14 protein-coding genes and 1 pseudogene are annotated in these 14397 nt (G+C 38.3%); 11 read left to right on the plus strand and 4 right to left on the minus strand.

Features of this window, described 5'->3' with window-relative positions:
- Window positions 1–23: 23 nt before the first annotated feature.
- The 6 genes and pseudogenes from SCALIN_RS19335 to SCALIN_RS24185 all read left to right on the plus strand — a co-directional run.
- Window positions 24–1541: a pilus (MSHA type) biogenesis protein MshL gene (locus tag SCALIN_RS19335; RefSeq protein ID WP_096896087.1), complete on the plus strand. Its 1518-nt coding sequence runs from the start codon at window positions 24–26 to the stop codon at window positions 1539–1541.
- A gap of 1 nt (window position 1542) precedes the next feature.
- Window positions 1543–2694 (plus strand): ExeA family protein, encoded by a 1152-nt coding sequence (locus tag SCALIN_RS19340; RefSeq protein ID WP_096896088.1) that lies wholly within the window; start codon window positions 1543–1545, stop codon window positions 2692–2694.
- 23 nt (window positions 2695–2717) lie between these two features.
- Window positions 2718–3104, plus strand: a complete 387-nt coding sequence (locus SCALIN_RS19345; protein ID WP_096896089.1) for a hypothetical protein — start codon at window positions 2718–2720, stop codon at window positions 3102–3104.
- 26 nt (window positions 3105–3130) lie between these two features.
- Window positions 3131–3907, plus strand: coding sequence for a tetratricopeptide repeat protein (locus SCALIN_RS19350; protein WP_162532419.1), 777 nt, complete (start codon window positions 3131–3133; stop codon window positions 3905–3907).
- Between the two features lie 3 nt (window positions 3908–3910).
- Window positions 3911–4756 carry a hypothetical protein gene (locus SCALIN_RS19355; RefSeq protein ID WP_096896091.1) on the plus strand — a complete coding sequence of 282 codons (846 nt, stop codon included), beginning with the start codon at window positions 3911–3913 and terminating at the stop codon, window positions 4754–4756.
- A 253-nt stretch (window positions 4757–5009) separates the two neighbouring features.
- Window positions 5010–5441: pseudogene (locus SCALIN_RS24185) on the plus strand (FAD dependent oxidoreductase family protein); the annotation flags it as partial.
- 108 nt (window positions 5442–5549) lie between these two features.
- Here the strand turns inward: SCALIN_RS24185 and SCALIN_RS19365 are convergent.
- The 4 genes from SCALIN_RS19365 to SCALIN_RS19380 all read right to left on the minus strand — a co-directional run bounded on the left by SCALIN_RS19365 (window position 5550) and on the right by SCALIN_RS19380 (window position 8651).
- Window positions 5550–6011, minus strand: coding sequence for a cytochrome c (locus SCALIN_RS19365; protein ID WP_096896092.1), 462 nt, complete (start codon window positions 6009–6011; stop codon window positions 5550–5552).
- A gap of 166 nt (window positions 6012–6177) precedes the next feature.
- Window positions 6178–7440: a transporter family protein gene (locus SCALIN_RS19370; protein ID WP_096896093.1), complete on the minus strand. Its 1263-nt coding sequence runs from the start codon at window positions 7438–7440 to the stop codon at window positions 6178–6180.
- A 213-nt stretch (window positions 7441–7653) separates the two neighbouring features.
- Window positions 7654–8064, minus strand: a complete 411-nt coding sequence (locus SCALIN_RS19375) for a hypothetical protein (protein ID WP_096896094.1) — start codon at window positions 8062–8064, stop codon at window positions 7654–7656.
- Between the two features lie 263 nt (window positions 8065–8327).
- Entirely contained in the window at window positions 8328–8651 is a 324-nt protein-coding gene (locus SCALIN_RS19380) for a metal ABC transporter permease (protein ID WP_261341053.1), read from the minus strand.
- 173 nt (window positions 8652–8824) lie between these two features.
- Here SCALIN_RS19380 and SCALIN_RS19385 point away from each other — a divergent pair, with 173 nt between their 5' ends.
- The 5 genes from SCALIN_RS19385 to SCALIN_RS19410 all read left to right on the plus strand — a co-directional run bounded on the left by SCALIN_RS19385 (window position 8825) and on the right by SCALIN_RS19410 (window position 14267).
- Window positions 8825–9040 carry a hypothetical protein gene (locus SCALIN_RS19385; protein WP_096896096.1) on the plus strand — a complete coding sequence of 72 codons (216 nt, stop codon included), beginning with the start codon at window positions 8825–8827 and terminating at the stop codon, window positions 9038–9040.
- 854 nt (window positions 9041–9894) lie between these two features.
- Window positions 9895–11400 carry a hypothetical protein gene (locus tag SCALIN_RS19395; RefSeq protein ID WP_096896098.1) on the plus strand — a complete coding sequence of 502 codons (1506 nt, stop codon included), beginning with the start codon at window positions 9895–9897 and terminating at the stop codon, window positions 11398–11400.
- 73 nt (window positions 11401–11473) lie between these two features.
- Window positions 11474–12403, plus strand: coding sequence for a metal ABC transporter substrate-binding protein (locus tag SCALIN_RS19400; protein ID WP_096896099.1), 930 nt, complete (start codon window positions 11474–11476; stop codon window positions 12401–12403).
- A gap of 249 nt (window positions 12404–12652) precedes the next feature.
- Window positions 12653–13450 carry a metal ABC transporter ATP-binding protein gene (locus tag SCALIN_RS19405; RefSeq protein WP_096896100.1) on the plus strand — a complete coding sequence of 266 codons (798 nt, stop codon included), beginning with the start codon at window positions 12653–12655 and terminating at the stop codon, window positions 13448–13450.
- Window positions 13434–14267: a metal ABC transporter permease gene (locus SCALIN_RS19410; RefSeq protein ID WP_162532420.1), complete on the plus strand. Its 834-nt coding sequence runs from the start codon at window positions 13434–13436 to the stop codon at window positions 14265–14267. The genes SCALIN_RS19405 and SCALIN_RS19410 overlap by 17 nt, the downstream gene beginning before the upstream one ends.
- The last annotated feature ends 130 nt before the right edge of the window (window positions 14268–14397 follow it).

Consider the following 14397-nt stretch of genomic DNA (forward strand, 5'->3'; position numbering starts at 1 on the left):
TTTAAAATGGTGAGGATAAACGTATGAATTGTCATGGAAAAATAAATTCTGGAATCAAAGTCCACTATATTTTTACATATAGGCATCTTCAAAAGATTGTTGTTGCCATCGTTGTCGTTGTTGCTCTGCAAGGGTGCATTAGTCAAAACAAGAAGCAGACAATAGCAAAAACCCAACCATTAAAGCTGGATATTGACAAAAAATTGCCTTATATTCAAGACAATAAAGAACATAAAATAAAACTTGATGTGAACAACAGGATGCTTTTAACTCTTGATAAAGCTAACACTGAAGGGCCGGAACCATTATACAGATTTCGGGCGGTGAACATGCCTATTGTTAAGGCGTTGGACCTTTTTGCACATAATTATGACTTAAATCTGATTACTAGCCCTGATGTTACAGGGGTGGTGACGGTAGACTTCAAGGACCTTCCGTTTGAAAAATCAATGGATGTGATCCTGGATGCCTACGGATATTATTGGTTAAGGGACGGACCACTGATTCGGGTTTATAAATATGAAACAGAAATATTTGTAATCGATTATTTGAGACTGATTCGTGAAGGCAGTGGTTCAAGTCTTGCAAAGGTAGAAAGCTCAACCGGAGGTATGTCAGGAGGTATATCGATAAAACAGGGTGATACAATAGATTTCTGGAAGGACCTTGAAGAGCAGTTAGGTAATATGCTCTCTGATGAAGGTCGTTTGATAATAAATCATATGTCAGGGACGATTCAAATAACAGATTTCCACAAGAATATAATACTGGCAAAACAATTTATAAATACTATAACAAAGAGCATCAATCGACAGGTAGAAATAAATGTTAGGATATTGGAAGTATCGCTTAACGATGATTTCAGTCTTGGTATAAACTGGGACCTGGTCTTAAAACAAACTTCTGCTCTGTTTACCGCATCTGCCTCCACAATCATAACTACACCTGTTGGTGTATCAAACACTAAGCTAAAAACTTTTTCCTTTGGCTCTGATTCCAATAGTTTCGACCCTGTAATTGAAGCGCTTAGCGAACAAGGTAAACTTAAGGTAATATCAAAACCTTCTATTCGAGTTATGAACAACCAACCGGCGCTTATTAAGGTGGGTACTGACATACCCTTTTTCAATCAAACTACTACGGTTGGAACAGCAGGGGCCGGCAATACAATTACAGAAGAAATTCGATTTGTAACTGAAGGCCTTGTATTGTCGGTTACACCACAAATATCTGAAGACAATCTGATATTACTGGATGTTACACCCATAATCAGCCGTCTGGAAACTACGTCAGTCTCTCCGCTGGGTTCTACTGCTCCAGTGATGAATGTCAAACAGTCATCCACTGTTGTACGGTTAATGGATGGAGAGATGGTAACAATTGGAGGTCTTATCCAGGATGAGAATTTTAATACCAGGCGTAAAGTTCCGGTATTAGGTGATATTCCACTTGTGGGAAATGTGTTTAAGGGGTCTTATACTGTAGAAGGAAAAAATGAACTTGTAATATTCATAACACCCAAGATTATTAAAGGTATATAAAATGAATGACATTGCTTATCTATATAAAAAATTCGGTTTTAATGAGCCTCCATTCAACCAGACACCTGATACTCGTTTTCTGTTTAAGAGCAGTCAGCATATGGCAGCGCTTAATCACTTGAAATACGCGTTGTTAATGGATGGATTTACATTGCTCACCGGGACTCCGGGCATTGGAAAAACACTCCTCTGTAGACAAATACTGAGAGATACTGATAAAGATGTTCAGACAGTATATATTTACAACACATATTTCAGTATGCTTGACCTTTTTAAGCTGATTTATCACGACATAACAGGCGAGCAGTTAAAAAGCGAATCTCACAGTGAGTGTTTCAACAGGATAAATCAACTGCTTCTGTTACTGGCAGCAAAAGGAAAAAAAGTAGTAGTAATAATTGATGAAGCACAGGGCATGACTACTGAAACGCTGGAAGGGTTAAGACTGTTATCTAACCTTGAAACGGAGAAGAAAAAATTACTTTCATTTATTTTGATAGGACAGCCGGAATTGGAGTCACGTCTGGCCGAACATAATTTACGTCAGTTAGATCAAAGAATAAGTGTAAGGTACGTTTTAAAACCTTTCAAGCTATCTGAAACAAGAGAATATGTTGGCCACAGAATGCATCTGTCAACAAGCGGTGTTGTTAATGATAAAACTTACCAATTTTCTGCATTTGCTATTTGCCTTGTTCATTGGTTCAGTCGTGGGGTTCCAAGAAGAATAAATCAAATATGTGGCCGTGCCTTACTGGCATCATTCAATACCGGTAAAAAGAAAATTGGAATTTTGACTCTTTTGCTCGCGGCAAGGGAAATAATAGGTAGAAGGAATTCAATACGTTATCAACATGCTCGTCATCAGTTATTTGTCATGACAGCAACTATTTTAACTATATTCGGGTTTGCAATGTATAGTGGATTAGGCTTGTATCAGGACAAACTAGATAAAAAGAAAGATGCTTTATCCTTTTCATTTGAAAGACACGGACCAGAGAATGATTCAAATATAAGCGAAAATAAGAGCTGTAAAAAGAAGATTGTCGTGTCACATAAGCTGAAAGAATCTAACGTATTTAGTAACGCGTACTATGTTAATCAAATCATATCATATCACAATCGGGGGCAGGAGTTTTTAAAGACTTATTGATTAATTTTCAATCAAACTGAAAAATGAGCATAATAGAGGAAACTTTAAGGAACCTTCAGGAAGAAGATGTCCATCAGGATATCCCAGGCGCTCAGTCAGAAAGAAAGAAGGCACCAACGGAGATTAAGCCCGTTCGTAGCAGGAAATTTGTTGTGATATCAATTTATTTAACTCTTTTTGGCCTGGGAGCGTATTATGGATTAGATAGATATCAGGAAAGTATTAATAAGAAGAGAGAAAAACTTAATTATAATGCAGGTTCTCTGGATTTATCAACAACCCATATAAATGTTTCCCCAGAAAGTATTACTTCACATGAAAATAGAAAAGCTGATATTTTGAGTAACGTAACTCAAGTTACTTCTGTTGATGATATGCGGAATGAATGGCCGGACCAAAAAAAACCGTAATTGAGCAGAAAACAAGAGAAACCAGTATGCTGAATAACCTAAATACTGAACAGACAACAGGACCTCCTTTGTCTGAAGATCAAGGTCTCGAATCATTACAAAATGATGTTTCCAATAATAATTTTTTGCCTAACACGACTGTAGGGGCAGTTGTGTCGCATATAGATACTGATGCATCTGTTGTCTCTCAAGAAACTAAACCCAAACAGGAGTTAAATACGGAAGCACACCCAGTCACTGTTAATCAATCTGATAATAAACAATCACCTTCTGAGTCAGTAGTAGATTTGACACAATCAGTAGAGAAACTACCTTTTTCGTTATTGGAAGAAAACATATTTGGAAAACAGCTTAAACAGGCCAGACATTTGATAAATATTGGATCTTATAACGACGCAATAAATATCCTGAATCCGATCATAGACCGCCATCAAGAGACATGGGACACATATCTCTTGATGGGGGCCGCATACCTTGGCCTGGGAGAACTGGACTACGCGGAGAAATACTCGGAAATGGGACTGGCGATGAACGGGAAAGTCCCTCAGTTATGGCTTCAGTGTGCGATAGTTGAGCAGCAGAGAGGCAGACACGAGGCCGCTTTGCGTATTTTGAATGAAGCGGAAAAGCTTGCCCCTGACATACCGGAGGTGCAGCTTAACATTGGTTATTCCTATGATGCAATTGGTAATCGAAGACTTTCTGAGAAGGGATATAATTCCTTCCTTAAGCTTACAGAGGGAAATCCTGCATATATGATGATTCGGTATAAAGTGTTGGAAAGACTGCGTTATCTGAAATAGAAAATGTTGAAAAGCAGAATAAATTTTACAAGATTAGTTCTTCCCTTTTTCATCATCCCGGTATGGATATTAACAGGAGGGCTTGGTTTTCTACCTGAAATACAAGAGGTGCAGGCAATTACTGTTGGAACGCCTTCAACTGATACATGTGATTGTAGTCAACTGACTATATCTTCTCACAATATTTCTGGCACTGACCCTATGATTCTGGTAGGGATCTCACTTGATGATGGAGACGTAAATAAGACAGTTAATACCGTTACCTATAATGGAACAAATCTTACACGGCTGGTTAAAATTCAAGGAGAATGGCACGGATCAACAAATGCTTCGGAAATATGGTATCTAAATCCATCATTAAATCCTACAGATGGTAATTATGATGTTGTGATTACGATTGATAACGGTGACACAAATGAGATAACTGCTGGCGTTATTACCTTTACTGATGTTGACCAGACCACTCCGATTGACACTAGCACCGTCCAGAGCAATGGAGGCAAGTCCAAAGACGACATATTAACAGTCATCAGTGCCGAAGATGATCTGGTTATGAATATTGCGACGACAGCAACTTTATCTCTGACGCCAGATGCTAGCCAGGCCGAAATGTGGAATTTAGAAGTTGGTGGAAGTGGTGTGACTGGACATTTCGGCGGAGCAAGTACAAAATCTGGAGCAGCTTCTGTATCTATGAAATATACATTTAAAAACGCGAGTAGTGAATTTTCTCATGCCGCATTTAATATTAATGCGGCTGGAGCTGCCGCTTCCTCTTTCACCCCGCCCCCTCCCCCTCATCCTCCATTTCAGGGGTCTATTATACAAAAATCGAGGAATACAAGGTAGAAACTACAATCCAGGTGGTAATATTCCTGTTTTTTTGTAGATAAAGAAGGGAGATTAAGGCCCAGACGTAAAAAAAGCAGTTGACAAACGCCAGGTCTGTCATTTCCTCAAACATTAAACACATATCAAACGTAATATATGTTGCAAACTGAATCAGCTTGACTATAGGTTCGGAATTGTCAGAGTTGAGGTTTCGGATGAATAGTTTAATTGTCTGATTTCTTTATCTAGTCCTCCATCTTCCATAAATCGTTTGACACGGATGATTGATGGCACTGTCACTGTAGGGCCAAATGCCGTAATGGCATGGAAGCGGGAAGGTTATGGCAGGTTCAATATAAACCTTCGAGATATCCGGGAGATGGTGACCTTTAGCGGGTTCTGGCGAGTAATTAAATCTAATATCGAAACCGGACTAATAGAAACCAAAAACTCCCTCTGGAAGCCGGGTTACCTCCAGCTGGTACAGAAATACTGCCCGTAACTGCAATTATCGGATCTGAAATCATATCCTCCCGGTATTCGTGCTCAGGCAGTAATGAAGGAAGGTTCGCTGGTCCATGACTTCCTTTTTGCCGAAAGTCCCTGGAGTCTGCATGTATGCAACGTACCCTCTCCAGCGGCTACGTCAGCGATACCGATTGGTAGTTATATATGTGATAAGGTTATGGAGTGGAATGCTTAATGGAGTTATCATGCAAGTGATAATATTAAAATATAAAATCAGTTACCGTTAATAAAAAAGGGGATAAGAACTTCAGTGGTCCTTATCCCCTTTTTCAATGTAAGTATCCTACTTCTTTGCATATGCCTGTAGATATCTGATTATGGATGACCTCTCTTTTTCTGAAAATACTGGCATTTTTCCATCTAGAACGACAATTAATTGTTCCCAATCCTCTGCTTCCATTTCATCCTGTTTAGGGGGTAAGTGGCACTTTCCACACCTCAGTTTAAAAATCTTAAAACCCTTTTTTGATTCAGTTCTCATGTAAGAGAGTATCGCCTCCTTTTCCTCAGTTTTAATAACAGGCATTTGAGAACCTTCCATAACAGCAATCTTATCCTTCCAATGGTTAAAATTGAGCCTGGAAGGGTGTGGGATAGTATGACAGGAACTGCATCTTTCAATATAGACTTGCGCGTCTTCAGATTGCTCTTCCGGTAGTCTCTGCACAGTCACACAACCGCCAAAAAAGAGGGCCAGCGTCAGCGGTATCAGCAATGCTAAAATATGATAGTTCTTTCTGTACATTTTAATTCTCCTTTTTTTGTAATTTATGTTATGCCAACAGGGCCCAAAGGCACTAAGAAAATCATTTGAAACAACATTTCAAATTTTGGTATTATTCATGAATCTTCAAGTCTTTATTTTTTTTTCAGTTTTCACCTTTCAAGTTAGAGTTCTCTATTTCCTTTCATTAAAAACCCAGAAAATCCAACCCCTTACCTGACTTTTTAGAACGTCTGCTTTTGTGCAGAGGAACTTCGATGTAATAAGTAACTGATGCCGTGAAGTCTCTTTCCAATTGTGTTCCGTGCAGATTTTGAAAAAGAGGGATAGAGAATTGTGCGTTCAGTATGTGGTTATGAAATGGTTGCCATTGTACACCTGCAGTCAGATCTATAGTACTACCACCGTAATTGTCAGGGTCAAAGAGGTTACTCATAAATGGCATTTTAGGATTACCCCTCATATGGCCGTTTCCATCCTGCTCAATTTCGCGAGCTTCTCCCTCAATATCACCTGCATATTTTCCTTTAATCTGCAGTTCACCAACTAAATTGTGACGTGCCTGATACATCGCGTAGAGGTCTGCACGATATTCATCTCCAAGATTGTAACTCTTGTAGTTTTGATAGGCCCGCGCCAGATAGTTTACGTTAACTCCCCACCAGAATGGTGCGTGGGAGCCTTCATAGAGTACCCCTATAAAAGGATCAAAGGTACCAGAACCCAACTGCATACTGTAGGGAAGGATTTGTCCTCTTTCATCCTGATCAATAGAACCTGTCGGGAGACTTACTCCCAGCAATAAAGACACCTGATTTGTGGGGATCAGATAGTCATCCGCATAGAGTAATGTCTTGGTCATAAGCATTGTATCTCCGGCACCCTGTGAATACATGCTGGACCTTCTCCCATCTCGTCTGACCATTTCCATATCCTTATTCACATACATACCCATTATGCCGGCAAAAAAGCGATCAGAAAAGGCGTATCCTACTGAAACGTTACTCATATACATATCCATCTTTCTTGGAGTCATCATGTATTGTCTCAGGGTGTCTTTTGTGCTGCGATTACTGGTACCTCTCCTCATTCCTACCATTCTTCCATAGCTGAGATTTACCTTGATCCTGAATTCGTGTGGTTCGGGGGTTCCTCCACCGGGGATATTCAAAGGCATATTACCACCGCATTTACCACAGCAGAGCCCCAGAAATAGCTGATAACTTAAATTTTCAGGACGGCTGAGTCCCTCTGAAATATCACTATACTTCTTTTCCTCATTGCCTGACTCATTTGATGCCAGCCTGATAATCTGCTTACTTTCATGTTGATCTTCATACTTTAATAAATCATTCAGTTTAGCCAGACAAACATTTGGCAGAAGTGCCAAAATGAAAATCCAGAGAAAAAAATGCAGAATAAATTTGTTTTTGTTATAAAATGATGACATACCGCTTCTCCTTACCACCATCTATCAGAATATTTTCAGACCTTTCTCCAGGAGCAGTAGTTTCGTGTTCAAATAGGGGAAAAAATTGTTTTGCCCCTCTTCTTTTGCGGTATTTAACTGTCTGCAGATTAGAAAACAGACGTATACCCGAAACGGTTCCACAGCCACATTCCGAAAAGATGGATTACGTTAAAAATGTAGTTTCTTAAATTATTATGTGAGATTAGTAAGGAGTTGTAATCTTGGAGGTTTATAGGGTGGTTTGTTCAGTACATATCTGAGTTGAAGTGTTGCTGTTTCTGCCGAAGTGGTAACAGGCAGGTAATTAAGAAAATCAGAGTGTGAGAAAAAATAATTTATATTTTGTGTAGCAAAGATGTCTTCAGAACTACTGCCGCAGGAAGTAATAGAGACGGGGTACTTACCAGCATGATCAGGCTCAGGAGAACCATTATCACAACCACAACTCTGGCACGACATTGCTTTATGTCCACAGCAACATAAATCTGCATGTGAAATCCGTTTGTTCTCAACAGCTTCTTTGCTGTTAATATAACCATAAGGTATAAATCCGGGAGCAAGCAGTGAGATAATTGCCAGAATAATAATCTTCTTTTTGTACATTATCATGTATTAAAAAATAGTACTAGATTTTATTTTTCGTATTCTCTTAATCAGTAATCAATACATATTAACCTTGATTTAATAATTTGTCAAAGATAAGAAAAGTATTTTTCTATAATTGTCAGGGTGACAGGAATCTGAATACTTCTTTCATGGAAATGTCATATTCCCGCAGACTGCCTGCCCGAATAGGTACAGGCGGGCTGGAATGACAGTGGGAGATTAGGTTATTTGATTTTGTCGAGGGTGACTCAAATTAATTCTCAGTTTCTAAAGAACCTTATCGGTAACGTTAAACACAAGATGAAAAAAAGTGTTACAACTATGCAGGGTGATGTCGGAAGATCAAAATAGAATGAGATATAGAATCCTGCTAAAGCAGATATTACACTGGTCGTTATTGCTATGATAAATACATTTTTCATCCTGTTTGCCAGGAGCAGTCCGTTTACTGCCGGCATTATCAGGAATGTCGTGATAAGGAGATTGCCGGAAGTCCTTATGCCTATAGAAATGGCAGCCCCAATTGTGAGATAAAGCATAAGTTCCCAGGACCTAATCCCGATTTTCCCATTGCTTAATAACACATCTGTGCCAAAAAAAACTTGACAATAAATAAACTCAACGTACTATTGATCAGTTATGAATCTTTTACTGTTAAAAAAGAATCTCAAAAAAATTTCTATCACTGTTATAGTTCCGTATATTATCCTGTGTTTAACGGCAGGAGGCCTTCACTCATTTGACACGAGGGCATTTCATGGGCACTGTAGCAAGAACGATAGCACAAAAAACGAAAATAGTAATAATCATGTTCACCATAATCAGAATAGCGAAGGAACAGCTTCTTTCTGTTTTAGTGACCATAGTGCTGACAAGTGCGGACTATGTAAATGGCTTAAGAGTACATCGAAAAGAGTCCAATTTGTACAGCATAGTTATTCTCTTTTCCAGATCAGCAGCAAAGTCTGCCTAATTGATCACACCATACATTATTTTTTGAAAACACGTACAAACTCTCCACGTAGTCCACCATTTTTCATTTCGTAGTTCACATATAACATCTTTTCATAGGTTTTTTAGAATAATACCGAGACATCGCATAATTAATTGGACTGAACCAATATAGTCCAATGTAGTCCGCGAATCCCTGTGTATTGGAATTATACTTTTTAAAATGAGTAAGTTCAGTCTTTAAACAAAGATTACTGTTGTTATCCTTCCCTAACTGGTGGTATGTAGGGCAGCATCATAAAATTTTCTCTACAATTTTAAATAAATATGCGTACAAATAGAAAAATATTTGTTATTCTGTGTCTTTATCTTTCTCAAATATTTTTTGTTCCTGTAATTCATTGTTTGAGTGAAGGGAGTGAAAGAGATTGTGCGGATTGTTTAACCGGTACTCAGTTAAATTCTCATTGTAATAATACACAAAGTCCATGCGATAATCCAGCGCACCACCACCATAATGGCCACAGACATGACCCGGCCCATTGTGTTTTTTGTAAATCATTCATCAAGGACATTGAGTATATACCTGATTACTATGGAATAACTTTTGATTGTTTCATTTTAGTATCGAATAATACTCCCCATCAATCTTCTACGCTCTTACGTAGAATTCCTATTCGTGGTCCACCTCTAAAGAACTTCCTTATATAATCTTTCAATGACAAGAAATCTTTATCTATGGCATCTAGCTTGAGTTCAGATGAACACACTATGTGCAATTAGGAGAAGTACAAATTGTTGTTGCAGGTATAAACATTCAAGTCTCAATATTAGGAATTTAAAATAAAATTGATAAATATTTTAAGGAGGTTTGTTGTGGCGAAGATTTTTTTTCTCATAATTTCCTGTTTTTTCTGTCTATTCAATCCTATCTCTTTTGCTAATAATGACGTAACTATGGATAAAATAGCGTCAGAACTTCAGCAATTAAAGAGTGCCTTTCAGGAGATGGAAGAAAATTACAAGGCAAAGATTGACAAGCTGGAAGCACGACTGGAAAAACAACAACCGGAAAAGGATTACGGTGCAAGGATTCAGAAGGTTGAAGATGACTACCAGGTAAGAATCCGTTCTCTAGAGGAATTGCTTGGAGAACAGAGGGCAGAAATTGAACAAGATTACGATTTTAAGATTGATACGCTTGAAGAACTACTGGATATGGAAAGATCTCGTTCGCAGGAGGAGTATGCCAGGATGGCACAAAGAACGAAGTTGCAACAGAGGCCATTTTTTTATGGAACAAAGGGTTCGTTTATGAATCCAGATGTCAGTATCATTGGAGATACCCTTTATCATTTCAGTGATTCAAAGTTTGGCGTGGGTGAGATGCCGGATGAGGATATGTTCTTCAGAGAGGTAGAATTAGCGGTACAGGGTTATATTTATCCCGGTGTAAGAGCGGAGTTCTTCCCTGTCTGGCATGTTGAAGAAGGTGTAGTTGAGATTGAAGAGGCATTTGGAAACTTTTTGACACTGCCTTTTAATTCAAACCTGCTGGTCGGAAGGCACAGGATCAGGTTCGGTCTGGTAAATCCTATACATCAGCATCATAGAGATTATGTAGATGTTCCTCTGGCAGTACAAAATATTATGGGAGCAGAAGGTTACATTGATGATGGTTTTAATTTTTCAGTTATGGCCCCAAAAATTCCTTTTCCTGTAGAGCTTGGATTTGGAATTTTTGACGGTAATAAATCCCTGGGTGAACATCATGATGAAGAACACGAAGAAGAGGAAGAGAGCAGGACATTCAATTTATTTGAAAGTACACCAGTTACATTCAGGGATCATGTATTCCTTGCCAAGATCAATACAAACCTGCTTCTATTGCCAAATCTTGATATCTCTACCGGGTATCATGTCATGTGGGATGATAATGGTGCCGGGAACACAGCAATTCATAACGGACAGTTTTCGTTAAGATATCGGGTCCCCAACAGTTGGTCTAAACTCCTCTGGCAGAATGAGATTTATGTGACAGATGTAGACAGCAGGGAGATAGAGGATGAAGATGATATAGATAACCGGAATGTTTCGAGCAAAGGTTTTTATTCCTTGCTAAAATATACCCACAACAGATTTCTTGATTTCGGATTTCGCTATGACTGGTCTGAGCTTGGTAATAGGGATGATGCCCATCTCTGGGCGTTAAATCCTATAGTAACATGGCATTTAACTGAGTCCAGCTATGTTAGGGCACAGTATCGTTATGGAGAATTAGGGGTAAAAGGAACTTCCGGTAGTAATGAGAACAGCGCAAATGAATTTTTTCTCCAGTTTGTGTGGGGGCTGGGACCTCACTCTCACGGTATCAGTCAATAAGGTTTCCTCTTGTACAGAATTATTTTTGTATAATTTATAGAAACAGTATTCTTTAATTCAAAAGGAGTTTATCATGTTGAAAAATAGATTTGTACTATATTTTGTCCTTTCAATTATGTTTGTCTTTCCATTTATGAAGAACGCGCATGCGGACAAAAAGCTCAAAGTTGTTGCTACCCTTGAATTTCTGGCGGATTGGGCAAAGGAAATCGGACAGGAACATGTGGATGTTGATTTTGTTCATGACAGCAGATTAGATGTACATTACTTTCAACCAAGACCGGCTCATGTCTTACTTTGTACGAGAGCCGACATGGTTATTATTGGAGGGCTTGATTTAGATGTGTGGATGCAGGCACTACTTGATGCTTCGAGAAATCGCAAAATACAGTATGGCAGAGAGGGGTATGTGGATGCATCCTTTGGGATTACAAAAGTTCTTCAAAAACCTATAGGTCGTGTTGATATGGCAATGGGAGATGTGCATCCTTTCGGTAATCCCCATTATTTCCATAACATGGATAATGTTGGTGTAGTACTTGAAAATATCGTTACGGGACTTTCGAACAATGATCCTGACAATGCTGATATTTATCGAAAGAATAAGGAGAAGTATTGGAATGAAGTTCAGACAACATTTAAGAAGCTCAAGGAATTCATGAAGCCCTTCAGAGGCACAAAGGTAATTACTTACCACCAGAGTTGGGAATATTTTGCAGAAGAGTTTGGTTTAGAAATTCTAGATTATGTTGAGCCAAAACCTGGCCTTCCTGCAACACCTAAACATACCAAAGAATTAATAGAGATCATCAATCAGCATCAGATAAAGATAATTTTGAAGGAACCATATTATCCGAAGAGACCCGTAAAAAAATTGATGAAAAAAACAGGAGTAAAAGTGGTAGAGTTGGTAAATTATCCCGGTGGTCGTAAAAAGGCACGTACCTATCTACAAAATCTTGAGGCAAATATTAATGATCTGATTCAGGCGATAGGGGGTTAACTGCAATCTAACTTTTTTAAAGGGGCAAACTGCTCAGTTCTTCCAACAGACGGGCATTTGTCCCTATATTAACCTTTTTCGCAAGAATGGCCGGTAAAAAACGGCATGTCTCATTATTTGGATTATTCAGGTTGAATTTTGTGTTAATATTCACTAATTTAACACATTCTTTGAGCTAAAATATCTCTCATATGTTATTATATTTGCCATAAATCTATAAAAACACTATTCATTTTATTGGCGGTTCAAATGGGGAAAAAACAGAAAGAAAAGAATAGCTTGAAAACTGCAAACCAGTCTTTGATAAATTTTAAAGGCGTATATCTCGGTTATGGAAAGAAGTGTATCCTGGAAAATCTGAATTTTGATATTCATTCTAATGACTTTCTCGGGATTATAGGACCAAACGGGTCCGGTAAAACAACCCTGCTGAGAGGCATTCTCGGTCTTATAAAACCAGCATCGGGTACTATTACATCTAAGTCTGATCATATTAGATTTGGTTATGTCATTCAACGTCAGTTTGTAGATGAAGTATTTCCACTTACTGCAAGAGAGATTGTTTCCATGGGGAGATATAGAAAAATAAGGCTGGGAAGCAGGCTTAGTAAAGTGGATTGGGAGTATGTTAACCATGCATTAGAGATAGCAGGGGTTAATTCCATTGCTCATCAAACATATCGTAGCCTATCCGGTGGGCAGAAACAGCGTGTTCTTATTGCCCGTGCGCTTGCAAGCGAGGCAAATATTTTAATACTGGATGAGCCTACTAACGATATGGATATTAAGGGTGAAACTCAAATCATGGAATTAATTAAAAAGATTCATTCTGAGCAAAATGTAACCGTAGTAATCGTCAGTCATCTTTTACACAACATTATCAACTATGTGAAGAGACTTGCTTTTATAACAAAGGATAAATTTTATATTCATCCAATTCAAGAAGCTATTAAGAACAAATATCTTTCAGAAGTTTTTGATAGCCATGTCAAGGTGGGTGAGGTATCAGGAAAAAAGGTGGTTATCTCTAATGGATTTACTGACTGAAATTTTTAGTGAACGATTTATTCAGGTAGGATTAGCTGCAAGTATTATTTTGGGCGGTATATGTGCATACCTCGGGGTATACCTGATCTTGAAAAGGATTGTTTTCGTAGGCGCTGCTCTTTCACAGATAGCTGCCGTTGGTGTGGTAATAGGGCATATGATTGGACATAAAATAGGCCTTAATTTTGAGGCATTGGCATTTCTTTTTTCTATACTGGGAGTGTTATTTTTCTGGCTTCCTGTTTCCGGCGGTTCTATCACAAGAGAGAGTCTGATTGGGTTTTCCTACATCTTTGCTTCCGCCCTTTCTATCCTTATCATTGCGAAAGATCCTCTTGCTGAAGTAGAAAATCTGGATCTGTTTTCAGGCAATATTCTTTTTGTAAGCGATTTTGATCTGCTGTTAATCTCTATTATCTCAGGAATTATTTTTATCATTCACATGATTTTCCGAAAAGAGTTCATCTTTGTCTCTTTTGATCAAACCACGGCACAGACTTTAAATATCCCCGCGCGTTTCTATGATTTCCTCATTTATTTTACATTGGGAATTGCTATTTCAGTGGGTATTCGATCTGCAGGCATGCTCTTCATTTTCTCATCACTTGTCATTCCAGCAATGACTGGCTTGATTCTCTTTCAACGGTTGAAGTGGATTTTTCTTGCTTCTGTCTTATCTATATGGTTTTCATCTATTATTGGTATAGTAGTTTCATATTGGTTTGATTTCCCAACCGGGCCAGCCATTTCTGTTACTAATGCATTAATTCTCCTTATCTGTCTCTGTATCAAACGATTCCTGTTCAGGAGTACCTGATAGTGTCTGGCCAAAAAGTTTAATTTGAAAAACATGATTTTCAAAAATAGGGAGCGAGTTTTAAATCTTTATTTTGTTCTTAAAAGTATGGATTAATCAAATGAATTAACAGAAAAACTTGATCGGTATT

The organism is Candidatus Scalindua japonica, from assembly GCF_002443295.1.
GTDB classification, from domain to species: domain Bacteria; phylum Planctomycetota; class Brocadiia; order Brocadiales; family Scalinduaceae; genus Scalindua; species Scalindua japonica.